This window comes from Embleya australiensis, assembly GCF_051903075.1.
Classification (GTDB): domain Bacteria; phylum Actinomycetota; class Actinomycetes; order Streptomycetales; family Streptomycetaceae; genus Embleya.
Genome location: NZ_CP182422.1, coordinates 3,068,048 through 3,093,797 on the forward strand (window position 1 = coordinate 3,068,048; position 25,750 = coordinate 3,093,797).

Annotated in this window: 23 protein-coding genes; 12 read left to right on the forward strand and 11 right to left on the reverse strand. The window is 70.2% G+C overall.

What is annotated here, in order from left to right; translation table 11 throughout:
- Positions 1-17: 17 nt before the first annotated feature.
- Positions 18-617 (reverse strand): ATP-binding protein, encoded by a 600-nt coding sequence (locus ACMXN5_RS12925; RefSeq protein WP_439675390.1) that lies wholly within the window; start codon positions 615-617, stop codon positions 18-20.
- Positions 618-821: 204 nt separating this feature from the next.
- On the opposite strand from ACMXN5_RS12925, the gene ACMXN5_RS12930 reads away from it, so the two are divergent.
- The 5 genes from ACMXN5_RS12930 (at position 822) to tgmC (ending at position 4,527) form a co-directional block, all read left to right on the forward strand.
- Complete coding sequence (locus ACMXN5_RS12930; protein WP_439675391.1) at positions 822-1,688, forward strand: helix-turn-helix domain-containing protein; 867 nt, start codon at positions 822-824, stop codon at positions 1,686-1,688.
- A 1-nt stretch (position 1,689) separates the two neighbouring features.
- The gene (locus ACMXN5_RS12935) at positions 1,690-1,887 is read left to right on the forward strand and encodes a DUF397 domain-containing protein (RefSeq protein ID WP_439675392.1); all 198 of its coding nucleotides are present in this window, start codon (positions 1,690-1,692) and stop codon (positions 1,885-1,887) included.
- 246 nt (positions 1,888-2,133) lie between these two features.
- Positions 2,134-2,424, forward strand: a complete 291-nt coding sequence (gene tgmA / locus ACMXN5_RS12940) for a putative ATP-grasp-modified RiPP (protein ID WP_379999631.1) — start codon at positions 2,134-2,136, stop codon at positions 2,422-2,424.
- Positions 2,424-3,398, forward strand: a complete 975-nt coding sequence (gene tgmB, locus ACMXN5_RS12945; protein WP_439675393.1) for an ATP-grasp ribosomal peptide maturase — start codon at positions 2,424-2,426, stop codon at positions 3,396-3,398. The genes tgmA and tgmB overlap by 1 nt, the downstream gene beginning before the upstream one ends.
- Positions 3,388-4,527: an ATP-grasp peptide maturase system methyltransferase gene (tgmC, locus tag ACMXN5_RS12950; RefSeq protein ID WP_439675394.1), complete on the forward strand. Its 1,140-nt coding sequence runs from the start codon at positions 3,388-3,390 to the stop codon at positions 4,525-4,527. Before tgmB ends, tgmC begins: the two co-directional genes overlap by 11 nt.
- 120 nt (positions 4,528-4,647) lie before the next feature.
- Here the strand turns inward: tgmC and ACMXN5_RS12955 are convergent, their stop codons facing one another.
- The 4 genes from ACMXN5_RS12955 to ACMXN5_RS12970 all read right to left on the reverse strand — a co-directional run bounded on the left by ACMXN5_RS12955 (position 4,648) and on the right by ACMXN5_RS12970 (position 9,203).
- The gene (locus tag ACMXN5_RS12955; RefSeq protein ID WP_439675395.1) at positions 4,648-6,099 is read right to left on the reverse strand and encodes a class II fumarate hydratase; all 1,452 of its coding nucleotides are present in this window, start codon (positions 6,097-6,099) and stop codon (positions 4,648-4,650) included.
- Between the two features lie 151 nt (positions 6,100-6,250).
- Complete coding sequence (locus ACMXN5_RS12960) at positions 6,251-6,898, reverse strand: LutC/YkgG family protein (protein ID WP_439675396.1); 648 nt, start codon at positions 6,896-6,898, stop codon at positions 6,251-6,253.
- Positions 6,895-8,391 carry a lactate utilization protein B gene (locus ACMXN5_RS12965; RefSeq protein WP_439675397.1) on the reverse strand — a complete coding sequence of 499 codons (1,497 nt, stop codon included), beginning with the start codon at positions 8,389-8,391 and terminating at the stop codon, positions 6,895-6,897. The genes ACMXN5_RS12960 and ACMXN5_RS12965 overlap by 4 nt, the downstream gene beginning before the upstream one ends.
- Complete coding sequence (locus ACMXN5_RS12970; protein WP_439675398.1) at positions 8,388-9,203, reverse strand: (Fe-S)-binding protein; 816 nt, start codon at positions 9,201-9,203, stop codon at positions 8,388-8,390. Before ACMXN5_RS12970 ends, ACMXN5_RS12965 begins: the two co-directional genes overlap by 4 nt.
- A gap of 150 nt (positions 9,204-9,353) precedes the next feature.
- Here ACMXN5_RS12970 and ACMXN5_RS12975 point away from each other — a divergent pair, with 150 nt between their 5' ends.
- The 3 genes from ACMXN5_RS12975 to ACMXN5_RS12985 are packed head-to-tail and all read left to right on the forward strand — an operon-like array spanning position 9,354 to position 14,163.
- On the forward strand, positions 9,354-12,131 hold the full coding sequence (locus tag ACMXN5_RS12975) for a CocE/NonD family hydrolase (protein ID WP_439675399.1): 2,778 nt from the start codon (positions 9,354-9,356) through the stop codon (positions 12,129-12,131).
- Positions 12,131-13,027, forward strand: a complete 897-nt coding sequence (locus ACMXN5_RS12980) for an ABC transporter permease (protein ID WP_395794300.1) — start codon at positions 12,131-12,133, stop codon at positions 13,025-13,027. Before ACMXN5_RS12975 ends, ACMXN5_RS12980 begins: the two co-directional genes overlap by 1 nt.
- A complete protein-coding gene (locus ACMXN5_RS12985) occupies positions 13,024-14,163 on the forward strand; it encodes a damage-control phosphatase ARMT1 family protein (protein ID WP_439675400.1) in 1,140 nt (379 codons plus the stop codon). The genes ACMXN5_RS12980 and ACMXN5_RS12985 overlap by 4 nt, the downstream gene beginning before the upstream one ends.
- Before the next feature lie 30 nt (positions 14,164-14,193).
- Here ACMXN5_RS12985 and ACMXN5_RS12990 read toward each other — a convergent pair whose 3' ends face one another.
- Entirely contained in the window at positions 14,194-15,156 is a 963-nt protein-coding gene (locus tag ACMXN5_RS12990; RefSeq protein WP_439675401.1) for a GlxA family transcriptional regulator, read from the reverse strand.
- A gap of 72 nt (positions 15,157-15,228) precedes the next feature.
- Here ACMXN5_RS12990 and ACMXN5_RS12995 point away from each other — a divergent pair, with 72 nt between their 5' ends.
- The 3 genes from ACMXN5_RS12995 (at position 15,229) to ACMXN5_RS13005 (ending at position 17,015) form a co-directional block, all read left to right on the forward strand.
- Positions 15,229-15,564, forward strand: coding sequence for a cupin domain-containing protein (locus ACMXN5_RS12995; protein WP_379999606.1), 336 nt, complete (start codon positions 15,229-15,231; stop codon positions 15,562-15,564).
- A 371-nt stretch (positions 15,565-15,935) separates the two neighbouring features.
- Positions 15,936-16,487: a peroxiredoxin gene (locus ACMXN5_RS13000; RefSeq protein WP_078976832.1), complete on the forward strand. Its 552-nt coding sequence runs from the start codon at positions 15,936-15,938 to the stop codon at positions 16,485-16,487.
- Positions 16,488-16,490: 3 nt separating this feature from the next.
- On the forward strand, positions 16,491-17,015 hold the full coding sequence (locus ACMXN5_RS13005; protein ID WP_379999604.1) for a carboxymuconolactone decarboxylase family protein: 525 nt from the start codon (positions 16,491-16,493) through the stop codon (positions 17,013-17,015).
- 290 nt (positions 17,016-17,305) lie between these two features.
- On the opposite strand, the gene ACMXN5_RS13010 is transcribed toward ACMXN5_RS13005, so the two are convergent.
- On the reverse strand, positions 17,306-18,613 hold the full coding sequence (locus tag ACMXN5_RS13010; RefSeq protein ID WP_439675402.1) for a TetR/AcrR family transcriptional regulator: 1,308 nt from the start codon (positions 18,611-18,613) through the stop codon (positions 17,306-17,308).
- A gap of 248 nt (positions 18,614-18,861) precedes the next feature.
- Here ACMXN5_RS13010 and ACMXN5_RS13015 point away from each other — a divergent pair, with 248 nt between their 5' ends.
- Positions 18,862-20,022, forward strand: a complete 1,161-nt coding sequence (locus tag ACMXN5_RS13015) for a steroid 3-ketoacyl-CoA thiolase (RefSeq protein WP_439675403.1) — start codon at positions 18,862-18,864, stop codon at positions 20,020-20,022.
- 93 nt (positions 20,023-20,115) lie between these two features.
- On the opposite strand, the gene ACMXN5_RS13020 is transcribed toward ACMXN5_RS13015, so the two are convergent.
- The 4 genes from ACMXN5_RS13020 to ACMXN5_RS13035 all read right to left on the reverse strand — a co-directional run bounded on the left by ACMXN5_RS13020 (position 20,116) and on the right by ACMXN5_RS13035 (position 25,735).
- The gene (locus tag ACMXN5_RS13020) at positions 20,116-20,673 is read right to left on the reverse strand and encodes a lytic transglycosylase domain-containing protein (protein ID WP_395794282.1); all 558 of its coding nucleotides are present in this window, start codon (positions 20,671-20,673) and stop codon (positions 20,116-20,118) included.
- 587 nt (positions 20,674-21,260) lie between these two features.
- The gene (locus ACMXN5_RS13025) at positions 21,261-22,577 is read right to left on the reverse strand and encodes a PhoH family protein (protein WP_379999596.1); all 1,317 of its coding nucleotides are present in this window, start codon (positions 22,575-22,577) and stop codon (positions 21,261-21,263) included.
- Positions 22,578-22,868: 291 nt separating this feature from the next.
- Entirely contained in the window at positions 22,869-23,630 is a 762-nt protein-coding gene (locus tag ACMXN5_RS13030; RefSeq protein WP_078976826.1) for an isoprenyl transferase, read from the reverse strand.
- Positions 23,631-23,932: 302 nt separating this feature from the next.
- The gene (locus ACMXN5_RS13035; protein ID WP_395794279.1) at positions 23,933-25,735 is read right to left on the reverse strand and encodes a phosphoenolpyruvate carboxykinase (GTP); all 1,803 of its coding nucleotides are present in this window, start codon (positions 25,733-25,735) and stop codon (positions 23,933-23,935) included.
- Positions 25,736-25,750: the final 15 nt, after the last annotated feature.

A 25,750-nucleotide genomic window follows, 5' to 3' on the forward strand; every position in this document is an offset into this window, starting at 1 on the left:
AACGCATCGGGCAGCACTCACGCGTCCGCGTCTGCACCGGAGTTCGAGACGAACGGTGGGTCATCCCAACCGGAGAGCGACTGCCTTCCGCCCCGTCTGTTGGGGTAGCGGTGGCGCTGGTCGCTGCCATGAGAGGCGTCCGGCGTGATGCCAAGTTGCGCCATCTCGACTCGACAGAGCGAGACGGCGAACCACACGTGCTTTCCGTCCTTTCGGACGACGTATCCACAGGCATCGGACAGGGCTTCCACGATGCGCCACCCGCGCCCGCTCTCGTCTTCGACGTCATTCCCGAAGCGACGGATGGGCGCGGCCAGGCCGCTATCGCCCACTGCGACGAGCGCTTGGCGCGTCGCCGGGAGGTGCCACACCTGGACGGATGTAGGGCCGTACTCGGTGTGCTGTACCGCGTTGCCGTGGATTTCCGCCGCGCATCGAAGCGCGTCACCGATCGCGGTGGGCGTGGCGGCCGACCGGCCCATCGCGCCCGCAACGAGCAGGCGGGTGGGTCGTGGATCGATTCGTTGGTAGAGCCCGGCAACCAGCTCTGGGATCGGTCTTCGACTTGCCACGCGGTCGGGCATCAAGCGTGATGAGCCGGATCTGGTCGTGACCATGCGTCGCTCCTGATGGGAAGCACGACAGCATCGGCGCACAGCGTGAACTGATTCACACAGTGCGTAAAAAGGCTGTTGCAGTGAGCATGTCCCACGCAACTCGTGATGTGCAAGTCGTAACTTGAAGTTGATGCTCACGCCGATGTGACACTTCGACGCCACAGCGACCACACTGCTGCTCGTCTGCCGGGAGAAGGGGAAGACATGGCTGAGGCACCGACGGTGCGACGTCGCCAGCTTGCGAAGAAACTGCTCGCCTTGCGCCTGGCCGCCGGTCTGGATCAGGAAGACGTCGCAAGGGTGTTGGAGTGCGACGACTCGAAGATCAGTCGCATCGAGACCGGGCGGTCAGGCGTCCGCCCCATGGACCTTCGCGCACTGCTCGCGCTCTACGGCATGACCGACGGAGCCGAGATCGAGGAGATGGTCCAGGCTGCCCGCCAGTCGAGGCGGCGCGGATGGTGGGTGCAGTACTCCCTCGGCAAGAGCTTCGCGTCGTTCGTGGCGTTGGAGGAGGAAGCCTCCAGAATCCGCGCCTTCGAGAACCAACTCGTCCCCGGACTGCTCCAGACCGAAGCCTATGCTCGGGCCGTCTACAAGGAAACGGGTCGGGTGACCGACCCGCGGCAGGTGGACGCTTTCGTGAAGGTTCGACAAAAGCGACAAGCGATCGTGGCCAGGCGAGGAAGCAGCGGCCACGAGGGGGATGTCGAGCTGTGGTTCATCGTGGGTGAAGCCGTTCTGCGGCACGAGATCGGCGAACCGCATGTGCGCATCGAGCAGTTGCAGCGTTTGATCGAGGTCTCGGAACTCCCTCGCGTCGAACTCCAGGTTCTCCCGATCGCAAGCGGTCTTTATGCTGCCGTAGGAGGCTCGTTCAACCTGCTCAGCTTCCAGGCGGGGGAAGCTGACGTGGCGTACGAAGATACTGGCACAAGCGGCATTTTCGTAGAGGACGCCGAACAAGTCGCCCACTACGACCGAGCTTTCCGGCGACTTACCGCAGGGGCCATGCCGGTGCTGGAGTCCCGCAGGTTCATCGAAAGCATAGTGAAGGAACTGAGGACCTGAGATGCACGTAGTCGATGCCGGCGTTGTCGCGGCCGAGTGGCGAAAGTCGACGTACAGCGGAGGGGTGGAGAACTCCTGTATCGAGGCGGCGCCCATTGGACGACTCACGGGCGTGCGTGACTCCAAGATCCCGACCGGCCCGGCGCACCTGTTCACCCCGACCGCCTGGGCTTCGCTCGTGGACGCCATCAAGAAGTAGCCCGCTCCGCACGAAGGGCCTCCCCACCGGGAGGCCCTTCGTCATTCCTGCTACAAGTCGCGAGTCCACTCTCACCAGCGGCTCCATATTTGCAATTTACGAATCGCACCACACTCCTTGTGATCACAGCCCTGCCCGGTGCAGACTCTCTGTAGGCACACGACTGCCTTATGGAGTCATCTGTCGGCCACCATGCCGATGCCGGCCGATTCACCTTGACTCGTTCCGCGTACAGGAGGAAGCAGGATGACGGAGACGTCGACCGGAACATGCGTGGAAGCCGAGTTCATCGAGAAGCCTCCAACGCCTTGGGGGGTTCGTCGGATGGAACCCTTCCCTCCCGCAGAGGTCGTCCCCTATACCCGGGTCGTGCTGGACGCGGATACCCAGACGGGTCGGTGGCTTACGGCGGAAGGTGCCGAAGTCCCACTGATGGATCGCCACAAGAGGACCGAGACGTCGCGCGAGACCAAGACCAAGACCAGCCTCGACGGCAACTCGGACCAGGGTAGCGATCAGGAAGGGGACACTGATTGATGCGTAGCGCAAGTCTCGGTTCGCCGGTGCTCGTTGTTACACGCCTCGACGATGTCACCGGGGATCTGGTCGTCATGGAACTCGGCAAGCGGGGAGTACCCGTTGTACGCCTCGACCCCGGGGATTTCCCTGGTGCGGTCACGGTGAGCGCGACTTTCGGTGGTCGCGGAATGGCGGGCACCCTCCGAACGGCCAGTCGCAACATCGCGTTGCATGAAATTCGTTCCGTCTACTGGCGTCGACCGGGTGCATACGATGCTCCCGGTCTCGAAGCCCAGGATGCGCGGTGGTGCGTCGAGCAGGCTCGCTTTGGACTCGGCGGGATCCTGGCGTCACTCCCGGGGGCGCACTATGTCAATCATCCTCACCGAAACCGCGACGCGGAGTACAAGCCGATTCAGTTGTCGACGGCCGCACAGTGCGGTCTCACCGTGCCGGTGACCTTGGTGACGAACGACCCTGTCGAGGCCCGCCGGTTCGCGTCACGAGCCGAACCTGTGATCTACAAGCCACTGTGGAACGGGGACTATTTCGGAGCGGACGGGCGTGCGCAGACGGTATGGGTGGAGGAGGTAGACCCTTCCACCCTCGACGGCGGGGTCTCGGTCACCACGCACCTCTTTCAGGAGCGGGTGAAGAAGGTCGCCGACGTTCGGGTGACTGCCGTGGGCCGTGAGCTGTTCGCAGTGCGCATCGACGGTGCCCGAGGGCTGGACTGGCGCCGCGAATACGACGCGCTTTCCTACACGTTGGTGGCCGTTCCGTCCGAGGTCATCCAAGGCATCGGTCGATATCTCGACACCTTCGGCCTGGTGTTCGGCGCATTCGATTTCGGGCTGGATGTCGACGGGCAGTGGTGGTTCTACGAATGCAACCCCAACGGCCAGTGGGCGTGGTTCCCCGATCGCATCACAGACTGCATTACGGTCGCCTTGGCCGAGCAACTTCAGTTCGGAGGTCGAGATGACCCATGATCCCGTTTCCCTTCGTACGGGCCTTGCCCAGCGGGTGGCCGAAAAGAACGTGTCCTTCGATTCCGTTTGGCGCAGGGCGGTGGAGGGGGTGGCTCGGGAGAGGTTTTTGGGGGATGCCGTGTTTCGGTCGGATGGGATTCGTTGGGAGTCCGTTCGGCGGGCGGAGGTTGGTGAGGAGGCCTGGTTGCGGCTCGTCTACTCGGACGAGACGTGGGTGACCCGTGTGGATGGGGTCCATGCCGCCGATGTCGACGGGCCGGTGGTGGGCAGCCCCACGTCCTCGTCGACGTTGCCGTCGTTGGTGGTGCGGATGTTGGAGGTGGCCGGCATTCGGGACGGCGATCGGGTGTTGGAGATCGGCACCGGGACCGGTTACTCCACCGCGATCCTGTGCCATCGGCTCGGCGACGCGAATGTCACGTCGATCGAGTACGACCCCGGCGTCGCGCGGCAGGCGGCCGAGAACCTGCGTGCGGCGGGATACACGCCGAATCTCGTCGTGGGCGACGGGCTGCTCGGGTACCGGACCGGAGGCGAGTACGACGCGGTCGTCGCCACGTGCTCCGTGCGGCACATCCCGGTTCCGTGGTTGTGGCAGGTGACCGACACCGGCAGTATCACCACCACCCTCGGCGGCTGGTTGCCCGCCTCGGGTCTGCTACGACTCACCCTCGGCGACACCGACATCGCGTCGGGTCGGTTCCTCGGGGACACGGTCTCCTTCATGCTCGCGCGCCCGCACGAGCGGCCGCCTCGTCCCGTCTTCCAGCGGTACGCGGGCACGGTTCGCGAGTGCCGGGTCGACCCCGACCTGATCGAGGGATGGACCGGCGCCTTCGTCGCCCAACTGGCCGCGCCTTCGGCCGAGTTGGTAACGGCCGGCGACGGCCTGATCCTTCGGGACGTGGCCACGGGTTCGCAGGCGTGGATCGAGACGAACGGAGCCGGCCCGGTCGTCCATCAACATGGCCCACTCCGGCTGTGGGACCAGGTGGAAGACGCGCTGATCGCCTGGCAAGGCGTCGGTTCACCGGACCAGTCCGCCTTCGGGCTCACCGTCGCCGCCGACCTCACCCAGACCGTTTGGATCGGCGGCCCCGAAGGCCCGTCCTGGCAACTTCCGGTCTGACTCGGGCAGTCCGCGTCGCCACGCCGGGCACGCCGACGGTTTCGACGCGCACAACCGCCGGTCGCGAACGGCGCGGGTGACCTCGCTCGCGGCCGGCGTCGCGCGCCGGCTATCGGGCCGTTACGGCCGCGTCATCCCCAACACGTCCAACGCCGTGTCGAGTTCGGCCTCCGTGAGGCGCCCGGCCGCGATGTGGCCGCGTTCGATGACCACCTGGCGGATCGTCTTGCGTTCGGCCAGCGACTGCTTGGCGATCTTCGCCGCCTCCTCGTAGCCCAGGAAGCGGTTCAGCGGCGTGACCACCGACGGGGAGGACTCGGCGTATTCGCGCATCCGCTCGACGTCGGCCTCGATACCCGCCACCGTACGATCCGCCAGCACCCGCGTGACGTTGGCCAGGAGGCGGATCGATTCGAGCAGGTTGCGGGCGATCACCGGCAACATCACGTTGAGTTCGAAGTTGCCCGCCGCGCCGCCGAAGGCCACCGCCGCGTCGTTGCCGATCACCTGCGCGACGACCTGGCCGACCGCCTCCGGGATCACCGGGTTGACCTTGCCCGGCATGATCGAGCTGCCCGGCTGCAGGTCCGGCAGCCGGATCTCGGCCAGGCCCGTGCGCGGCCCCGAGCCCATCCAGCGCAGGTCGTTGACGATCTTGTTCAGGCCGACCGCGACGGTGCGCAACTGGCCGGACAGCTCGACCAGTCCGTCCCGCGCGCCCTGCGCCTCGAAGTGGTCGCGCGCCTCGACGAACGGCAGCCCGGTGGCCGCCGCGATCTCCGCGATCACCCGGGCCGAGAAGCCGGGCGGGGTGTTGATCCCGGTGCCCACCGCGGTGCCGCCCAGCGGCAGTTCGACCACGCGCGGCAGCGTCGCGTGCAGTCGTTCCACGCCGTAGCGCACCTGCGCCGCGTAGCCGCCGAACTCCTGCCCCAGGGTCACGGGCGTGGCGTCCATCAGGTGGGTGCGGCCGGACTTGACCACGTCGGCGAACTCGGTCGCCTTCGACTCCAGGGAGGAGGCGAGGTGGTCGAGCGAGGGGATCAGCCGGTGGGTGACCGCGAGCGCCGCCGCGATGTGGATCGAGGAGGGGAAGACGTCGTTGGACGACTGGGACGCGTTGACGTGGTCGTTGGGATGTACGTCCCGGCCCAGTCGCTCCGTCGCCAAAGTGGCCAGGACCTCGTTCATGTTCATGTTCGACGACGTGCCGGACCCGGTCTGGAACACGTCCACCGGGAACTGGTCCGCCCAGCGCCCGCCGACCACCTCGACCGCGGCCTGCTCGATCGCCTCCGCCGTCTCCTTGTCCAGCACGCCCAGTTCGGCGTTCACCCGGGCCGCCGCGCCCTTGATCCGGGCCAGGGCCTCCACGTGCGCCGGTTCCAGGTGTTGCCCGGAGATCGGGAAGTTCGCCACCGCGCGCTGGGTCTGCGCCCGCCACTTGGCGGCGGCCGGCACCCGGACCTCCCCCATCGAGTCGTGCTCGACGCGGAACTCGCCGGACGGGTCCGCCCCCGGACCCGCGGTCGGCTCCGCGGTGGGCTCCGCGCTCGCTGCTGCCTCGGACATCGCTGTGGCCTCCTAGAAAGCGTTCCCTGGCGACAACGGCTTCTCGGCCCGGCCTGTTCCTGCGGGGTAGGGCCGGGCGGCCGGCGGGGTGGACCGGACGGTCGGGGCGGGCCCGGGCGGTCGCGGGTGGGCCCAGGCCGCCCCGAACCCGCTACCCGATCAGCAACACGTGCAGCGTCCGCGGCCCGTGCACCCCCGCCACCCGCTCCAGTTCGATGTCGCTGGTCGCCGACGGGCCGGAGATCCAGGTCTGCGGGCGGCGCGGGTCGAGCCGGGCCACCGCCTCCGGCACGGTGCCCACGACCTGATCGGCGCGCACCACGCACAGGTGGTAGTCCGGCAGCAGCGTGAGCACCCGGCGGCCCTGGTCGAGGCCGGTGTCCAGGACGATCGTGCCGGTCTCGGCGACGGCGAGTGCGCACCCGGTGACCACCGCGTCGATCGCGCCGATCTCGTCCCGGCTCAGCTCGGGCGTGTCCACCACCAGCTCCGCGCCGAGCCGACTCAGCCAGGCCAGCTTGTTCCCGCGCGGCACCACCAGGCGGGTGACCCCGGCCTGGCGCAGCAGGTCGCTCGCGCCGAGCAGCAGGTCCCGGGTGTCGTGTACGCGCAGCACGGTCGCGTCGTAGTCGGCCAGCCGCGCGGCGAACCGGGCGACCGGGTCGAGGCCCGCCGGGCGCTCGCGCCGATACGTCCGGCGTACCGGGGGCGGCTTGGGCCGGTCGTCGAGGGCGGCGCGGAGCCGGTCCAGGACCACCGTCCGGGCCTCGCGGTCCGCCTCGTGGCACTCCACCGTCACAGCTCCCGACCCCCTTCGGTGCGCTTGTACCAGGACCGGAACGACTCCGCCGGAGGCGCCGGCGCGTCCCGGTCGGCGAACCACGCGCCGACCGGCCCGGACATGCGCTTCGGCAGCGGGACGCGACCGATCACGCCGTGGCGCACGAAGTGTGCGCCGACCCCGGCCACATGTTGGGCGAAGCCGATCCGCCACGGCTTCTCGAACGTCCACCGCAGCGTCTTCATCCCGGCGTCCTCGGCCCGGTCGTGCGGCCCGCGCCCGCCGTCCACAACCTGTGCGCGAAGATGCACCAGCACCTCGGGGATGTCGATCCGCACCGGGCAGGCGTCGAAGCACGCCCCGCACAGCGTCGACGCGAACGGCAACGACGCGGTCTGCGCGTCCACCGGATGCCGGGCGATGCCGCGCAGTTGCGGCGTCAGGATCGCGCCGATCGGCCCGGGGTACACCGACCCGTACGCATGCCCGCCGGTGCGCTCGTACACCGGGCACACGTTCAGACAGGCCGCACACCGGATGCAGCGCAGCGCCTGGCGGCCCACCGGGTCGGACAACACGTCGGAGCGGCCGTTGTCGAGCAGGATCAGATGGAACTCCCGCGGTCCGTCCCCCGGGGTGACCCCCGTCCACATCGACGTGTAGGGGTTCATCCGCTCCCCGGTGGCACTGCGCGGGAGCAGCTGCAGGAACACCTCCAGGTCGCCCCACGTGGGCAACAGCTTCTCCACGCCCAGGACGGTGATCAGCGTCTCGGGCAGGGTCAGACACATGCGCCCGTTGCCCTCCGACTCGACCACGCACACCGTGCCGGTGTCGGCGATGGCGAAGTTGGCGCCGGAGACCGCGACCTTCGCGCGCAGGAACTTCTGCCGCAGGTGCAGCCGCGCGGCGGCAGCGAGCGCGGCCGGCTCGTCGCTGAGCCGTTCGGGCGCCGGCCGGCCCACGCGGCCCATCTCGCGGATGAAGATCTCCCGGATCTGTGCCCGGTTGCGGTGGATCGCGGGCACCACGATGTGCGACGGCAGGTCGTCGCCGAGCTGCACGATCAGCTGCGCGAGGTCGGTCTCCCACGCGTGGATCCCGGCCGCGGCCAGCGCGTTGTTCAGCTCGATCTCCTCGGTGGCCATGGACTTGACCTTGACCACCTCGTCCACGCCCTTGGCCCGGGCGATGTCGACCACGATCGAGTTCGCCTCGGCCGCGTCCCGGGCCCAGTGCACCACGCCCCCGGCCGCGCGTACCGCCGCCTCCAGGTGTTCCAGGAGGCCGGGCAGCCGGGCCAGCACGTCGTCCTTGATCGCCTCGCCGGCCCGGCGCAGCAGCTCCCAGTCGGGCAGCTCCGCGACCACCGCGTCGCGCTTGGCCCGGATGGTGTGCGTGGCCGCGCGCAGATTGGCCCGCTGGACGGGGTTCGCCAGCTCGGCCTCGGCCGCCTCGGGGAAGGGCGGCATGCCGACGAAGGTGGGTTCCCTGTGTACCGCCGCGGTCATCGTGTCGCCTCCGGTCCCGGGGCATGCCCGACGACGAGGCCCGAGGCGTCGGGCAGGCCCGGTCGGTACACCGGCACGTCCGGCAGCGCGTCGGTGCGGGCCAGGATGTCCGCCAGGTGCAGTACCCGGATGCCCGCGTGTTGTCGGGAGATCAGTCCGCCGATGTGGGTCAGGCACGAGTTGTCCCCGGCGCACAACACCTGTGCGCCGGATTCCAGCACGGCGGTCACCTTGTCGCCGCCCATCGCCACCGACGTCGGCGCGTTCTTGACCGCGAAGGTGCCGCCGAAGCCGCAACATTCGTCGGCGCGCGGCAGGTCGACCAGGGTCAGCCCGCGCACCGCGCGCAGCAGCCGGGTCGGCCGATCGCCCACCCGCAACATGCGCAGCGAGTGGCAGGTGGGGTGGTAGGCGACGCTGTGCGGGAAGTAGGCGCCCACGTCGGTCACCCCGAGCACGTCGACCAGGAACTCGCTGAGTTCGTACACCTTCGGCGCGACCCGCGCGACGGCCTCCGGCAGCGTGCCACCGGCCGCGCGGGCCACCGTGGCGTGATACTCGCGCACCATCGCGGTGCACGACCCGGACGGCACGATCACCGCGTCGTAGCCCTCGAACGCCTCGGCGAAGGACCGGACCAGCGGTACCGCGTCGCGCCGGTAGCCGGAGTTGAAGTGCATCTGGCCGCAGCACACCTGGCCGTACGGGAACTCCACCTCGTGTCCGAGGCGCCGCAGCACCCGGACCACGGACGCGCCGGTCTGCGGGAAGAGCGTGTCGTTGAAGCACGTGATGAAAAGGGCAAGACGCACGATTTACCTCCTCGATCGACTGTACGGACGTCCCGTGGCGCACGCCCGGCCAGACCCGCCGGGCGCGTCCGGTCGTGTGACGGGGGCGCGGCGGGGCGTCGGGATCGGGGCCGGTCTCCGACGTGCGTGGTTGCCACGTAGGGTCTGCGCATGAGCCTCCGGACGGCATTCGGCCGCCCCTTCGCCGCCGTGCGCACGCGACTGACCACGCGTCGGTCGCGGGTCGTGGCCGGTGTCCTCGCCCTCGTGGTGGTCGTGATCGCGGTCCTCGGGGTCGGCGTGCTCGTCGGGGACGACGCCGCGACGCCGGTACGCGCCACCGAACAGCGTGTGGATGTGGCCGCGGGGCCGGGCGATCCGGCCCGGATCGGCATCGACACCACGCTGTTCGTACCGCCCGGCGTGCGGGGACCCGCGCCCGCGGTGCTGCTCGCGCACGGATTCGGCGGCAGCAAAGCCGAGTTGCGCCGGGACGCGGAGGCGCTGGCCCGTTCGGGGTATGTGGTGCTGACCTATTCGGCGCGCGGCTTCGGCGGCTCGGCGGGGCAGATCATGCTGGACCAGCCGGACTACGAGGTGGCCGACGCGCGGGCGCTGATCGACTGGCTGGCCGCGCGGCCCGAGGTGCGCCTGGACGGTCCCGGCGATCCGCGGGTGGGCGTGGCGGGCGCCTCGTACGGCGGCGCGCTCTCGCTGCTGACCGCCGCCTACGACCCGCGCGTGGACGCCATCGCGCCGCAGATCACCTGGCACGACTTCGCCGACGCGCTGCTGCCGAACGCGGCGGGCGGCGGGCCGGCCGAGGGTGTGTTCAAGAAGATGTGGGCCGGGTTGTTCTTCTCCTCCGGGACCAGTCCGCTGGGCGGGCTCGCGCCGATAGACGCGAAGACCGGGTGCGGTCGGTTCGACGACCGGGTCTGCGCGATCTACCGCGAGGTGGCGGTGTCGGGGAAGTCCACGCCGCAGGCGGTCGACCTGCTGCGGCGGGCCAGTCCGGTCTCGGTCGCGGACCGGATCGCGGTGCCGACGCTGCTGATCCAGGGCCAGAACGATTCGCTGTTCCCGCTCGACCAGGCGGACCGCAACGCGGCGGCGATCGCCCGCAACGGCGCGCCGGTGGAGATGGTGTGGACGGCGGGCGGGCACGACGGCGGGCGGCCGCAGAGCGCGATGGTGCGCGACCGGGTCACGGGGTGGTTCGACCGGTGGCTCAAGCCGAGCGGGCCCGCGCCCAAGGCCGGTGCGCCGGCCGCCGCCGGGTCGTTCCGGGTGACCCGCTCCGGCGGGGTGGACAGTGCGACCCGGGAGCAGCGGCTGCGGATCGCCGGCACCGACCACTACCCGGGCCTGGACGGGACCCGGCAGCGTGAGGTGACGCTCGCGGGGCCGGAGCAGACCGTGACCAATCCGCCGGGGGGCGCGCCGACGTCGGTGTCCGGGCTGCCGGGCCTCGGCCTGTTGGCCGGCTCGGGTGGGCCGGCCGCGCTGGCCGCCGGCGCGGGCGATCTCGGTGGGATCGCCTTCGACCTCCCCGGGCAGAGCGCGTTCTTCCAGAGCGACCGGATCGATCGCAGTGTGCACATCACCGGTTCGCCGACCGCGCGAGTGCGGGTCTCGGGCGCCGACGACATCGTGTTGTTCGCGAAGTTGTACGACATCGCGCCGGGTGGGGCGAGTGTGCTGCCACATCAATTGGCCGCGCCGATCCGGGTGAGCGGGGCGCAGGGCGGGCGGGACGTGGAGATCCGGCTGCCGGCGATCGACCGTGAGGTGGACTCGGGTCACCGGCTGCGGCTCGTGTTGACCGCGACCGACCTGGGCTTCGCGTCGCCGAACGCGCCCGCGAGCTACCGGGTCGCGCTCGCCGGGCCGCTGACGCTGCCGTCGGTGCCGGGGTTGCACGTGGGCTCGACCGGCTACCCCTGGTGGACATGGGGCCTGCCGCTGATCGCGGTCGTGGCCGCGGCGGCCCTGCTGCTCACCGGGCGGCGCCGGGCGGCGGCGACCGCGCCGGATCCGGACCTGGCCGACGTCCCGCTGCAGATCCGCGGCCTGACCAAGCGGTACAAGGGCGGCAAGCTCGCCGTCGACGACCTGTCCTTCGGGGTCGAGGCGGGCCAGGTGCTCGGTCTACTCGGCCCCAACGGCGCGGGCAAGACCACCACGCTGCGGATGTTGATGGGCCTGATCCTGCCGGACGACGGCGAGATAAGGATCTTCGGCCGGGTGGTCGGGCCCGGCGCGCCGGTGTTGTCCCGGCTCGGCTCGTTCGTCGAGGGCCCGGGTTTCCTGCCGCACCTGTCCGGGCGGGAGAACCTGTCGCTGTACTGGCGCGCCACCGGCCGGCCGCACGAGGACGCGCACTTCGACGAGGCGCTGGAGATCGCCGGGCTCGGCGAGGCGCTGGACCGGAACGTACGCACCTACTCGCAGGGCATGCGCCAGCGGCTGGCCATCGCCCAGGCCATGCTCGGCCTGCCGGACCTGCTGGTGTTGGACGAGCCGACCAACGGGCTCGACCCGCCGCAGATCCGGGCGATGCGCGACGTGCTGATCGGCTACGCGGCCACCGGCCGCACCGTGGTGGTCTCCAGCCACCTGCTGGCCGAGGTCGAACAGACCTGTACGCACGTCGTGGTGATGCACCGGGGCCGGCTGATCGCCTCCGGTCCGGTCGGCGAGATCGTCGGCAACGGCAACACGCTGGTGATCGGAACACCCGTACCGGACCTGGCGATCGCGACCCTGAAGGACCTGCCGGGCGTCGGCTCGGTGGAGCCCGAGGAGGGCGGCGTACTCGTGCACCTGGCGGGCGCGCGGACCTCCGCCCTGGTGGCCGAACTCGTCGGCGCCGGCGTCGCGGTGGACCGGGTGACCGCGCGCCGCCGGTTGGAAGACGCGTTCCTGACGCTGATTGGGGAGTCCTGATGACCCGTACGCTCCCCGAGTTGCCGACCGAGGAGGGCGCGCACCCGATCCCGGGCGCGGCCCACGCGCACGGCTATCGCCCCCGGCACACCCTGCCGATCTGGGTCGAGACCGTGCGCCAATTCCGGCGCCGACGCACGCTGTTCATGATCGGGCTGCTGCTCGCGCTGCCGTGGATCCTGGTCGCCGCGTTCAAGATCGGCGGAGATCCGTCGGCGGACTCGGTGCCGACGCTGGTGGACGTGGCGACCAGGAGCGCGCTGAACTTCACCGCGTTCACCCTGTTCGTCTCGACCGGGTTCCTGCTGGTGGTGGCGGTCGCGCTGTTCTGCGGCGACACCGTGGCCAGCGAGGCGAGTTGGTCCTCGCTGCGGTATCTGCTGGCCGCTCCGGTGCCGCGTGCCCGGTTGTTGCGGGTCAAGCTCGTGGTGGCGCTCGGCTACAGCGTGCTGGCCCTGGTGTTGCTCCCGCTGATGGCGATGATCGCGGGCGCGATCGCCTTCGGATGGGGGCCGTTGGACCTGCCGGTGGGGGCGTCGCTGCCCACGGGCGAGGCGCTGGGGCGGATGTCGGTGGTGGTCGCGTACGGCGTGGTGGCGCAACTGGTGGTGATGGGCATCGCGTTCTGGCTGTCCACGGTCACCGACGCCCCGCTGGGTGCGGTGGGCGGCGCGGTCGGCCTGGTGGTGGTCTCCAACATCGTGGACGCGGTGACGGCGCTCGGGTCGTGGCGGGACTACCTGCCCACGCACTGGCAGTTCGCGTGGGTCGACGTCCTCCAGACCGACCCGCAGTGGGACGGCATGATCAAGGGCTCGGCGGTGTCGGTCTCGTACGCGGTGGTCTTCCTGGCCCTGGCGTTCCGCCACTTCGGCCGCAAGGACATCGTGTCGTGAGCGCCGACGAGGCTCCGGTGGTCACGGGCGCCGAGCCGGGGTCGTTCGCGCGGTCGGTGCTCGCGGAGCGGCATCCGGCGCTGCTGGGGCGGGTGTCGGCGGCGTTTCCGTGGCCGCCGGAGCGCCGGCGGGCGCTGGACGACCTGCTCGGCGAGGTCTCCGGCGGGGTGATCGCGCCGCTGCCGGCGGATGCGCCCGATGCCGGTGAGTGGGGCGCCCATGTGGGGCGTTCGTGGTTCGAGGCACCGTTCTTGTGGGCGGAGAGCTACTTCTACCGTCGGTTGCTCGCGGCCACCGGCTATTTCGAGCCCGGTCCGTGGCGGGGGGTCGACCCCTTCGGGCCGTTCAAGCGGGACGAGTTGCGCGGCGCGGTGGTGGACGAGGAGTTGGCGGCGCTCGACGAGGTCGGGGCATCGTCGGGTGAGGCGCTCCTGCGGGGCGCGCTGTGGGGCAATCGGGCGGACCTGGGCTTTCGGATGTCCGCGTCGGGGGGCGACACGGCGGCTTCGCACCTGGTCGCGGACGACAGCGCCCGGTTGTGGTCGCGGCTCCCGGTCGGCGGCGCGGCCGAGGTGCACCTGATCGCGGACAACGCCGGGCGCGAATTGATCCCGGATCTGGTCCTGCTCGACCACCTGCTGCACACGGGCCGGGCCGCGCGGGCCGTGCTCCACCTCAAGCCGTACCCGTACTTCGTCTCGGACGCAGTCACGGCCGACTTCCTGGCCGCGCTGGACCGGCTGCGTGCCGCGCCGGGACGGGCCGCCGCCGTCGGCGCCCGGCTGTGGTCGGCGTTGTCCGCGGGCCGGCTGGGGGTGGGCGCCCACCCGTTCTTCTGCGCCCCGTCGCCGTATGAGGCGATGCCCGACGACCTGCGCCGGGACCTGTCGACGGCGACGCTGACGATCCTCAAGGGCGACCTCAACTACCGCCGCCTGGTGGGCGACCACCACTGGCCCCCCACCACGCCCTTCGCCGACCGCGTCACCCACTTCCCGAGCCCGGTGGCCGCGCTGCGCACCCTCAAGTCCGACGTGGTGATCGGCCTCACCACACCGACCCTGACCACCCTCGACGCAGGCACGACCCCATGGCGCACGACGGGCACGCACGCCTTGATCCAGGTGAGCCCGTAGGGGGCCGCCCCCTCGCCAGGGCGCCGGCCCTCACGCGTGCCGCGTGGCCTGGCCCGTGGCGCTCTCCGGTGTCCGAAACGCTCGGCGGTATGCGCCCGGGGTGGTGCCCACCCTGGTGCGGAAGCGGCGGCGGAGGTTGACCGCGGAGGTGAGGCCGACTCGGGTGGCGATGGCCTCGATCGGCAGGTCCGTCTCCTCCAGCAGGGTGCGCGCCGCGGCCACGCGGCGGGACAGGAGCCAGGCGCCGGGGCTGGTGCCGAGGCGGTCGGCGAAGCGCCTGGCCAGCGTGCGGGGCGAGACGCCGAGGTGGGCGGCCAGGTCGTGCACGGTCAGCGGGGTGCCGACGCGCTCGTCGGCCCACGCGAACAGGTCGTCGAGGCCGTCCTCGGGCGCCGGCGCCGGCCGCACCCGGCCGTCCTCGCGATGCGGTGGCAGCACCATGTCCCGCGCGAGGAGGGCGGCGTGCGCGGCCCCGTGGTCGCGCCGGACTAGGTGCAGGCACAGATCGAGGCCCGCGCCCGCACCCGCGCTGGTGGCGACGTCGCCGTGGTCCACGTACAGCCGGTCCGGCTCCACCCGCACCCGGGGGAACTCCCGGCGCAACTGCTCGGCGCGCGCCCGGTGCGTGGTGGCCGAGCGGCCGTCCAGGAGGCCGGTGCGGGCCAGCGCGAACACCCCCGAGCAGATGCTCACCAGCCGCGCCCCACGCGCGTGCGCTCGCAACAACGCGCGGCGCACGTCGGCGGAGAGCGGCGTCTCCACCGGCAACCACCCCGGGACGATCACGGTGTCGGCGCGGTCGAGCGCCGCCAGGTCCTGCGGCACGTGCATCGTGTATCCGCCGGTGGTCGGCACCGGCCCCGGCGTCTCGGTGCACGTTTCGAACGTGTAGTGCTGCGGCACCCCGGCCCGCTCGGTGCCGAAGACCTCGACCGCGCAGCCGAGTTCGAACGTCGACTGCACCGGCCGCACCAGGGCCACCACACGATGCATGGCAGGAACGTACCCCATGGTGCCCGTCCGGACCCTGTCCCGCCGCGGCCCACCCACGGCACCGTGGAGGGCATGCATCCCGAGATCCTCGCCCAGCCGGGCTATGTGTCCGCGTCCGTCGACGAAGCCCCGATCCGCACGCTCTTCCCCGGGGTTCGGTTCCGCCCGTTGTGGAAGGCGCCGACCGGTGCGCACGCCGGCGTGCTGGAGATGGACCCGAACTCCGCCTGGCCCCGCCGCGACGTACACGAGCCCGGCCCGGAGGAGGTCTACGTGGTCGCCGGCACCTTCAACGACGGCGCACGCGACTACCCGGCCGGCACCTTCCTGCACGCCCCCGCCGGGTCGTGGCACCTTCCGTCGACCACCACCGGCTGCACGTTGTTCCTCTTCTACCCGGCGGGCTAGCCGGGTCGGGTCGGCCACATTCCGTGACCGACCCGACCCATCCATCCATTCGGTCGCGAGGCGCTCTGATCGCCCACGACCACCCGCGCCCACCCGCTCGGCACCCGGACCGGACACCCTCCGAAATAGGCCGATTCGGCACTCGCGAGAGTGACGCGTATGCTCCTCCCGGCCCCTCCACCGGCCGTCGAACATCCGCGCGCATGGATTGAGCTGGCCGTTCGCCACCTCTCCCGCACTGATAAGTGATCACGATCAATAGATGAAGCGTTGCTTATTTCATCTATCAATTTGGCTGTGACATCGTGATCAACGTACGTCCGACCGGGGTGGTGAACCTGCCTCCCCGGCCCCCCTGCGGAGGAGATCCAGTGCTTACTGTCGGTAACCAGTTCCCCGAGTACGACCTCACCGGCGTCGTGTCGCTGGAGGCGGACAAGGCCTTCGAGCAGATCACCAACAAGTCGTACGACGGCAAGTGGCGCGTCGTGTTCTTCTGGCCGAAGGACTTCACCTTCGTGTGTCCGACCGAGATCGCCGCGTTCGGCCGTCTCAACGAGGACTTCCAGGACCGTGACGCGCAGCTGCTCGGCGTGTCCGTGGACTCCGAGTTCGTGCACCTGGCCTGGCGCAAGGACCACCCGGACCTGACCGACCTGCCGTTCCCGATGTTGTCCGACCTCAAGCGCGAGCTGTCCTCGGCCGCCGGCGTGCTCAACGCCGACGGTGTCGCCGACCGCGCGGTCTTCATCATCGACCCGAACAACGAGATCCAGTTCGTGATGGTCACCGCCGGCTCGGTGGGCCGCAACCCCGACGAGGTCCTGCGGGTCCTCGACGCGCTGCAGACCGACGAGCTGTGCCCGTGCAACTGGCAGAAGGGCGGCGAGACCCTCGACGCCGCCAAGCTGATGGACGCCTGATCCATGGGTCTCGACGTCCTGAAGGCCGCACTGCCCGAATACGCCAAGGACCTCAAGCTCAACCTGGGCTCGGTCGTCGGCAACTCCAAGCTCCAGGAGCAGACGCTCTGGGGCACGGTGCTGGTGTCGGCCATCGCCACGCGCAGCCCGAAGGTGCTCGCCGAGTTGGAGCCCGAGGCCAAGAGCCGGCTGTCCGAGGAGGCGTACAACGCCGCCAAGGCCGCCGCCGCGGTGATGGCGATGAACAACATCTACTACCGGTCGATGCACCTCATCGGCGACCCGGAGTACAGCAACCTGCGGGCCGGGCTGCGGATGAACATCATGGCCAACCCGGGTGCCCCGAAGGCCGACTTCGAACTGTGGTCGCTCGCCGTCTCGGCGATCAACGGCTGCGGTCGGTGCCTGGAGTCGCACGAGCAGGTCCTGCGCAAGGAGAACATGCCGCGCGAGACGATCCAGGAGGCGATCAAGATCGCCGCCGTGATCCACGCGGTCGGCGTGACGCTGGAGTCCGAGCAGGGCTGACCCGCCGGAGTCCGGGCCGGGGCCGAGCACGCCCCAAGCCCGAACACCCGCGCACAGCACGCGAGAACGACCCGAGAGAGCCCGTCCCCACCCGGGGGCGGGCTCTCCCGCGTCACGCCGCTCATCGCCCCCGACCACCCCTCACCGCCCCGCGCGCGACCACCCCACCGGCCGGGACCGAATCGTCCACCGCACCCGTACCACCCCGCGCACCCAGGTCGCCCGCCACCACCGGGCCGTCCACCGCAGCCGCGCCGACACCGGCCGCGCACCCGCGCCGATCCCCGCCCTCACGACGCCGCCATCCCCGCCAACGCGACCTCCCGATACAGCCCGACCGCGTCCCGCACGCCCATCCCCCGATAGATCCGGCTCCCGGTCGAGATCGCCGTGCGCAACACCCGCTGGGTGAACACCGGGTCCAGGTCCGGGTGGAAGTCGCCCGAGCGGATGCCGGCGACCAGCGCCCGGGTCCACGTCTCGGAGACCTTGGCGCGCTGCGCGGTCAGTCGGCACGCGGGCAGTTCGTCGCCGCGCACCTCGTTTATCGCCAGCACCGTCGACACGCCGTGGCACGCGTGCGCCTCCACCGTGTGTCCGATCAGACCGGCCAGTCGCTGGACCGGCTCCGGCCGATCCGCGGCGTCCTTGTCGAAGGCGGTGCGCAGATCGCCGAGGAATTCGCCGAGGAGTTCGCCGAGCAACTGCTCCTTGGAGCCGATGTGATGGGCGAGGCTGCCGACCGGGACACCGGCCAGATCGGCGATCCGGCGCACCGTGGTACCGGCGTACCCGTCCTGTTCGAAGAGCAGGTTGGAGGCGATCCGGATCCGGGTGCGCGCGTCGGTGCGGCGCGGCACCCGGGCCATGCGCCGCTCGGCCTCGACCCGGACGTCGTCGCCGGAGCCGTTCCGGCGCAGCGTGGGCATCGTGTGGCGGGCCGGTCCGAGCAGGGTGCAGATGCGCTGCGACGCGTAGCGTCCGGGCCGGACGATGCCGCGCACGAACAGGTCGACGAGCCGACCGGCGGCGGCGTCGGGGTCGTAGCGCCCGCTCGGCCGGTACCACTGGGCCATCCCCCACACCGCCGACTGGAGCATCAGCGACAGCAGTACGGGATGCAGGTCGCGGCGCAGGCTGCCCTCCTCGACGCCGCGCCGCAACACCCGTCCCCACAGCGCGGATGCCTCGACGGTGCGATCGGACAGCCACACGAAACTGTCACTCCCGGAGAGCCGACGCGACTCGCCGACGACCACGATCGCCGCGTCGGGGCTGTTGCCGATCACTTCGAGGCTGTCCCGCAGCAGCCCGCGCAGAGTCTCGACGGGGGCGTCACCGCGCTCGACGGTGGCGCGCTGCCGGCTCATGATGTCGGCGAAGAAGGAGTCGAGCACCTCGAGCAACATCGCTTCCTTGGACGGGAAGTGGTGATACAGGCTGCCCGAGAGCATGTCGGCGGACTCGGCGATCTGACGAACCGTCGTGGCGCCGTAGCCGCGCTTGGCGAACAGCGCGCAGGCGTGTCTGATGATCTCCGCGCGTCGATCCGCTCGCGGCTTGATGTGACGCTCCGCACCCGCTCGATCGCTCAACACGGGGCAAGCGTAGTACGCCTGGGATTCCCATGCGGAGTCTCACGTTCCGGTAGTCCCTGCCCGCCCCATCCGCCCCATCATCGACCACTTCGGCACCCCCGCCGAACTCGTCGGACATTGCCATATCCTTGACTTAGTCATACAACTGGTGCAGGGTGAGATCAGGCTGGTCGGCTCGGGCCGGCAACCCGTCGCCACCGTGGCCCGGCCCCCGGGACCAGCCACTCAGGACTCGCTAGGAGCGACCCATGGGCAACCCCGTCATCGTCGAAGCCGTGCGCACCCCGATCGGCAAGCGCAACGGCCGGCTCGCCGGGCTGCACCCGGTGCAGCTGCTCTCGGCCGTACAGCGCGGGCTGATCGAGCGGGCCGGGATCGACCCCGAGCTGATCGACCAGGTGATCGGCGGCTGCGTCACCCAGGCCGGCGAGCAGTCCGGCGACATCGTCAAGCACGCCTGGCTCTACGCCGGACTGCCGCACCGCACCGGCGGCACCACGATCGACTGCCAGTGCGGATCGGCCCAGCAGTCGGTACACCTGATCGCCGGGCTGATCGCGACCGGCGCCATCGATGCGGGAGTTGCATGCGGCATCGAGTCGATGAGCCGCAACCCGCTCGGCCACACCGCCAAGCCCGGCCAGAAGTCGAAGCCGGAGGACTGGGCGGTCGACCTGCCCGACCAGTTCACCGCCGCCGAGCGGATCGCCCGCAACCGGGGCATCACCCGCGCCGACGTGGACGCGCTCGGCGTGCGCTCGCAGGCCAACGCCAAACGTGCCTGGGACGAGGGCCGCTTCACCTCGCAGGTGATCCCGGTCGAGGCCCCGATCCTGGACGCCGAGGGCAACCCCACCGGTGAGACCGCCGTGGTCGACCGCGACCAGGGCCTGCGCGACACCACGATCGAGAGCCTGACCCGGCTCAAGCCCGTCCTGCCCGACGGCATCCACACCGCGGGCAACTCGTCGCAGATCTCCGACGGCGCCGCGGCGCTGCTGATCATGGACGAGGCCCGGGCCCGCGCGCTGGGCCTGCGCCCGCGCGCGCGGATCGTCGCGCAGGCGATGGTCGGCGCCGACCCGCACTACCACCTCGACGGCCCGAACGACGCGACCGAGCGGCTGTTCGCCCGCTCGGGGATGACCATGTCCGACATCGACCTGTTCGAGGTCAACGAGGCGTTCGCGTCCGTCGTGCTGTCCTGGGCCCAGGTGCAGAAGGCCGACCTGGACAAGGTCAACGTCAACGGCGGCGCGATCGCGCTCGGCCACCCGGTCGGCTCCACCGGCGGCCGACTGCTGACCACCGCGCTGTACGAACTCGAACGCACCGACAAGCAGTTCGCGCTGGTGACGATGTGCGCCGGCGGCGCCAACGCGTCGGGCACCATCATCGAACGCATCTGAGACGCCCGCCGCATACGACCGAGCCCCGCGCGCCGAAAGGCGGGCGGGGCTCGGTCGTATGCGGCGGGGCGGGTCGGGAGACCCGCGGCCGGCTCAGTACCAGTTGTGGTTCTGCCAGAACGTCCACGCCTGGCACGGACTGCCGTAGCGCTCGTTCATGTAGCTCAGGCCCCACTTGATCTGCGTCGCGGGGTTGGTCCGCCAGTCGGCGCCGGCGGAGGCGTACTTGCTCGCGGGCAGCGCCTGCATCAGACCGTACGCGCCGGAGGAGGAGTTGGTGGCGTTGACCCGCCAGCCGCTCTCGCGCTCGACGATGTTGCTGAAGCACGTGTACGAGCTCGCGCTCATCATCGACTTGGCGATCGCCTGGGCGTCGGCGGCGGACGCCGACACCTTCTCCACCGCGCCGCGGTTGTCGGATCGCGCCGCGCGCTCGGCGGCCGCCTTGCGGTCGGCCTCCTTCTGGGCGGCTTCCTTCTCGGCGGCGGCCTTCTCGGCAGCCGCCTTGTCGGCCGCTGCCTTCTCCGCGGCGGCCTTGTCGGCCGCGTCGCGCTCGGCCTTGACCCGGGCGGCCTCTTCGGCCTGCACCCGCTGCGCCTCGTCGTAGGCGGCGGTCTGCGCGTCGGCCTGGTGGGTGATACCGGTGCTCAACTGCTGCGCCGCGGGGGCCGAGGGAACCTCGAGAAGCTTCGTGGTGCTCGCTTCGTCTGCCGTCTGGGCGTCGGCGGACGCGGAAACGCCCGTGCCACTGAATCCGACCACGGCGCCAACGGCCGTGACAGCGGTGGCTGACGCCACGGCTATCCCCCGAACCGAGATCCGGCTCACACACGTTCCTTCCGGCAGGCGTGCACCGCGATCCAAGCGGCGAACGGGTCCAACCTCCGGTCTCCCCCGCCCCCTCGGGGGGCGTTTCGGCCTGCGCGCCTGATCGTTCGCCGGGCGCGTGCCGTGGGTGGCGTACAGCAGGTCATGTGTTGAGTTTTTGGGCCGAGCTGTACGCGGAGGTCTTACAAGTCCAGCAGCCTGCCTCAGCCAAACATCGGGAAGCAAATTTCCCGAGACGTGGCGAACATCACAACTCCGGGAATCGCCAAGCCTTTTCCATTTCGCCGCAGACCGTTTCCACCCGGAATATGCGGACACGTCGAGGCCCCGCCGCCGACGTCTCGAAGCAGTCGAGACGTCGCCGACGGGGCCGGTCGAAGCACTCCCGCGGGTCGTTCACCAGGCATCCGTCAGCCCGGCAGGTCCTCCAGCATCTCGGTCACCAGGGCCGCGATCGGCGAGCGCTCCGATCGGGTCAGCGTCACGTGCGCGAACAGCGGATGCCCCTTCAACTTCTCCACCACCGCGACCACTCCGTCGTGCCGACCCACCCGCAGGTTGTCCCGCTGGGCGACGTCGTGGGTGAGCACCACCCGCGAATTGCTGCCGATCCGCGACAGCACGGTCAGCAGCACATTGCGCTCCAGGGACTGCGCCTCGTCGACGATCACGAACGCGTCGTGCAGCGAACGCCCGCGGATGTGGGTGAGCGGCAGGACCTCCAACATCCCGCGCGCGACGACCTCCTCGATCACATCCGACGTGGTCACCGCCGACAACGTGTCGAAGACCGCCTGGGCCCAGGGGCTCATCTTCTCGTTCTCGGTGCCCGGCAGATAGCCGAGTTCCTGACCACCCACCGCGTACAGCGGCCGGAAGACCATCACCTTCCGGTGCTGATTGCGCTCCAGGACCGCCTCCAGGCCCGCGCACATCGCCAGCGCCGACTTGCCGGTGCCGGCCCGGCCGCCCATGGACACGATGCCGATGTCGGGGTCGAGCAACAGATCCAGCGCTATCCGCTGCTCGGCACTGCGCCCGTGCAGACCGAACACGTCGCGATCGCCGCGCACCAGTCGGACCTGCTTGTCGGCGGTGACCCGGCCGAGCGCCTTGCCGCGCTCGGAGACCAGCACGAGACCGGTGTGACAGGGCAGGTCGGCGGCCTGTTCGATGTGTGTGCGGTCGTGCTCGAACAGGGCGTCGATGTCGGCGGAGTCGACCTGGAGTTCGGCCATCCCCGTCCAGCCCGAGGTGTTCACCAGTTCGGCGCGGTACTCCTCCGCGCTCAGCCCCACGGCGGAGGCCTTGACCCGCATCGGGACGTCCTTGGACACCAGCGTCACATCGTGCCCCTCGGCCATGAGGTGCCTGGCCACCGCCAGGATCCGCGAGTCGTTGTCACCCAGGCGGAAGCCGGGCGGCAATACCGTCGCGTCGATGTGATTGAGCTCCACCCGCAGGGTGCCGCCGGACTCGCCGATCGGCACCGGCGCGTCGAGCCGCCCGTACTGCGTACGGAGCTCGTCGAGCATCCGCAGCGCGTGCCGGGCGAAGTAGCCCAGCTCCGGGTGGTGCCGCTTGGCCTCCAACTCGGTGATCACGACGACGGGCAGAACCACCTCGTGCTCGTCGAACTTCAAGAGCGCCGACGGATCGGCAAGGAGCACGCTGGTGTCGAGGACATACGTCCGGTGCTGCGGAGCACGGCGTTGGATCGTGGCCACGGAGTGCCTCGCCCCCTCTCAGGGCACGCGCACCGTGCGCCCTGATCGCTCGGAGTCCGGGCCCCGGCCCGAAGGCCGGGTGCCCGACCCTCCTGTCGCCGTGAACAGTGGAGCTTGAAGTGCACGGAAGGGCCTCCCGGGCAGGTGACGGGGTGTCACCCACATATCGCACCGGCCCACATGATGTGCGCCGGCCCGACGGGGTTATGCCCGGCCGCGGGGGGTCCAACACAAACCGGATGATCACACACCGGTGGAACCCCTGGCTCCGACAAGCCCGGTGACGAGGCGTCAGGCCCCGTAGCGGCGATGGCGGGCGGAGTAGTCGCGCAACGCCCGGAGAAAGTCGACTTTTCGGAAGTCCGGCCAGAAGGCCTCGCAGAAGTAGAACTCCGAATGCGCACTCTGCCACAACAGGAAGCCGGACAACCGCTGTTCACCCGAGGTTCGGATGACCAGGTCCGGATCGGGCTGCCCGCGCGTGTACAGGTGCTCCGCGATGTGCTCGACGTCGAGCACCTCGGCCAACTCCTCGATCGAGGTGCCCTTGCCGGCGTGCTCGACCAGCAGCGAACGCACCGCGTCGGCGATCTCGTGCCGACCGCCGTAGCCGACCGCGACGTTGACGAAGACGCCGGTCAGGTCGGCGGTCTCGGCCTCGGATCGCTTGAGCACCTCGCGCGTGTGTTCGGGCAGCAGGTCGAGCGCGCCCACCGGGTGCACCCGCCAGCGCCGCGCGGCGGCCAGGTCGGTGACCGCGTTCTCGATGATCACCATCAGGTCGGCCAACTCGTCGGGCGGCCGGTTGAGGTTGTCGGTGGACAGCAGCCACAGGGTGACCACCTCGACACCGACCTCTTCACACCAGGTGAGCAGCTCGTGGATCTTGTCGGCGCCCTTGCGGTGCCCCTCGGCAACCTGCTCGCCGTACGCCTTCGCCCAACGGCGGTTGCCGTCGAGGATGACGCCGACGTGACGCGGTATCACCGTACGGTCGAGCGACGCCTCGATGCGCTTGCCGTACGCGCCGTATGCGAGGTCCCGCAGGCCCATGTCCACCTGCTCCTCCGTCCGTGATCACCCGCGCCGAAAACCCTACTCCCGTCCGACGCCCGCTCGATCTCACGCGGCGGAGGAGGGGCGTGAAGATGCGGTGAAGGTCGGCCCGCGCACGGCGTGTCGCGCCACGACACGCGCTTCGGGGCCGGCCGGGTCCCGGCCGGGGAAGGAACCGGTCGAAACGCCGAGGGCCCGGCGGGAGGAGATCCCGCCGGGCCCGGAGCGTACCGGTATTTTGACGTCGAGTCAGCTCACCCGTCGGCGTACCGTCCGCTCGATGTCGGCGCGGGGCCGGCTCAGCCGTCGAGTCGCGCGACCAGCTTGTTGTACTCGTCCCACAGGCCCTGCGGGGTGTGGGTGCCGAACTTCTCCAGGTGCTCGGGGACCAGTGCGGCCTCCTGCTTCCAGATCTCCCGGTCCACGCTCAGCAGCAGGTCCAGGTCCGCGTCGCTCAGGTCCAGACCCTTGAGGTCCAGCGATTCGCGCGTGGGCAGTACGCCGATCGGGGTGTCCACGCCGTCGGCGAGCCCTTCCAGGCGCTCGACGATCCACTTGAGCACCCGGCTGTTCTCGCCGAAGCCCGGCCACACGAACTTGCCGTCCGCGTCCTTGCGGAACCAGTTCACGTAGTAGATCTTCGGCAGCTTGTCGGCCGAGGTCGCCCGGCCGATGTCCAGCCAGTGCGCCATGTAGTCGCCCATGTTGTAGCCGCAGAACGGCAACATCGCGAACGGGTCGCGGCGCAGCTCGCCGACCGTGCCTTCGGCGGCGGCGGTCTTCTCCGAGGCGACGTTCGCGCCGAGGAAGACACCGTGCTGCCAGTCGAAGGACTCGGTCACCAGCGGCACCGCGCTGGCCCGACGGCCACCGAAGAGGATCGCCGAGATCGGCACGCCCTTCGGGTCCTCCCACTCCGGCGCGATCGTCGGGCACTGGGCGGCCGGGACGGTGAAGCGCGCGTTGGGGTGGGCGGCGGGAGTCTCCGACTCGGGCGTCCAGTCGTTGCCCTTCCAGTCGATCAGGTGGGCCGGCGGCTCCTCCGTCATGCCCTCCCACCAGACGTCGTTGTCGTCGGTGAGCGCGACGTTCGTGAAGACCGAGTTGCCCCACATGGTCTTCATCGCGTTGGCGTTGGTGTGCTCGCCGGTGCCCGGCGCGACCCCGAAGAAGCCCGCCTCGGGGTTGATCGCGTAGAGCCGGCCGTCCTCGCCGAACCGCATCCACGCGATGTCGTCGCCGACGGTCTCCACCGTCCAGCCCGGAATGGTCGGCTGGAGCATCGCGAGGTTGGTCTTGCCACACGCGGAGGGGAAGGCGGCGGCGATGAACTTCGGCTCGGCGCCCGAGGGAGGCGTGAGCTTCAGGATCAGCATGTGCTCGGCCATCCAGCCCTCGTCGCGCGCCATGACCGACGCGATCCGGAGCGCGTAGCACTTCTTGCCGAGCAGGGCGTTGCCGCCGTAGCCCGAGCCGAAGGACCAGATCTCCCGGTCCTCGGGGAAGTGCGTGATGTACTTCTCGGTGTTGCACGGCCACGGCACGTCCGCCTCGCCCTCGGCGAGCGGTGCCCCGACGGTGTGCACGGCCTTGACGAACTCGCCGTCGGTACCCAGGTAGTCCAGGACCGCCTGCCCCATGCGGGTCATCGTGCGCATCGACACCGCGACGTAGGCGGAGTCGGTGATCTCGACGCCGTAGGCGGCCAGCGGCGAGCCGACCGGACCCATGCAGAACGGCACCACGTACATCGTGCGACCACGCATCGAACCGGCGAACAGCCCGTCGAGCTTGGTGCGCATCTCGGCCGGGGCTATCCAGTTGTTGGTCGGACCCGCGTCCTCCTCCTTTTCGGAGCAGATGAAGGTCCGGTCCTCGACACGCGCGACGTCCCGAGGGTCGGACGTCGCGTAGTAGCTGTTGGGGCGCTTGTTCTCGTCGAGCTTGCGGAAGGTGCCCTTCTCGACGAGGAGGTCGGCGAGGCGCTGGTACTCCTCTTCCGAACCGTCACACCATTCGATTCGGTCGGGCTGGGTCAGCCGGGCGATCTCGCTCACCCAGTCGAGCAGCTGCCTGTGTTTCGTCGGGACCTCGTTGGCCACGATCGCTCCATTTCG

Coding starts and splice junctions, on each gene's coding strand:
- ACMXN5_RS12925 (WP_439675390.1), bottom strand. CDS start 617: ATGGTCACGACCAGATCCGGCTCATCACGCTTGATGCCCGACCGCGTG.
- ACMXN5_RS12930 (WP_439675391.1), top strand. CDS start 822: ATGGCTGAGGCACCGACGGTGCGACGTCGCCAGCTTGCGAAGAAACTG.
- ACMXN5_RS12935 (WP_439675392.1), top strand. CDS start 1,690: ATGCACGTAGTCGATGCCGGCGTTGTCGCGGCCGAGTGGCGAAAGTCG.
- tgmA (WP_379999631.1), top strand. CDS start 2,134: ATGACGGAGACGTCGACCGGAACATGCGTGGAAGCCGAGTTCATCGAG.
- tgmB (WP_439675393.1), top strand. CDS start 2,424: ATGCGTAGCGCAAGTCTCGGTTCGCCGGTGCTCGTTGTTACACGCCTC.
- tgmC (WP_439675394.1), top strand. CDS start 3,388: ATGACCCATGATCCCGTTTCCCTTCGTACGGGCCTTGCCCAGCGGGTG.
- ACMXN5_RS12955 (WP_439675395.1), bottom strand. CDS start 6,099: ATGTCCGAGGCAGCAGCGAGCGCGGAGCCCACCGCGGAGCCGACCGCG.
- ACMXN5_RS12965 (WP_439675397.1), bottom strand. CDS start 8,391: ATGACCGCGGCGGTACACAGGGAACCCACCTTCGTCGGCATGCCGCCC.
- ACMXN5_RS12975 (WP_439675399.1), top strand. CDS start 9,354: ATGAGCCTCCGGACGGCATTCGGCCGCCCCTTCGCCGCCGTGCGCACG.
- ACMXN5_RS12980 (WP_395794300.1), top strand. CDS start 12,131: ATGACCCGTACGCTCCCCGAGTTGCCGACCGAGGAGGGCGCGCACCCG.
- ACMXN5_RS12990 (WP_439675401.1), bottom strand. CDS start 15,156: ATGCATCGTGTGGTGGCCCTGGTGCGGCCGGTGCAGTCGACGTTCGAA.
- ACMXN5_RS12995 (WP_379999606.1), top strand. CDS start 15,229: ATGCATCCCGAGATCCTCGCCCAGCCGGGCTATGTGTCCGCGTCCGTC.
- ACMXN5_RS13005 (WP_379999604.1), top strand. CDS start 16,491: ATGGGTCTCGACGTCCTGAAGGCCGCACTGCCCGAATACGCCAAGGAC.
- ACMXN5_RS13015 (WP_439675403.1), top strand. CDS start 18,862: ATGGGCAACCCCGTCATCGTCGAAGCCGTGCGCACCCCGATCGGCAAG.
- ACMXN5_RS13030 (WP_078976826.1), bottom strand. CDS start 23,630: ATGGGCCTGCGGGACCTCGCATACGGCGCGTACGGCAAGCGCATCGAG.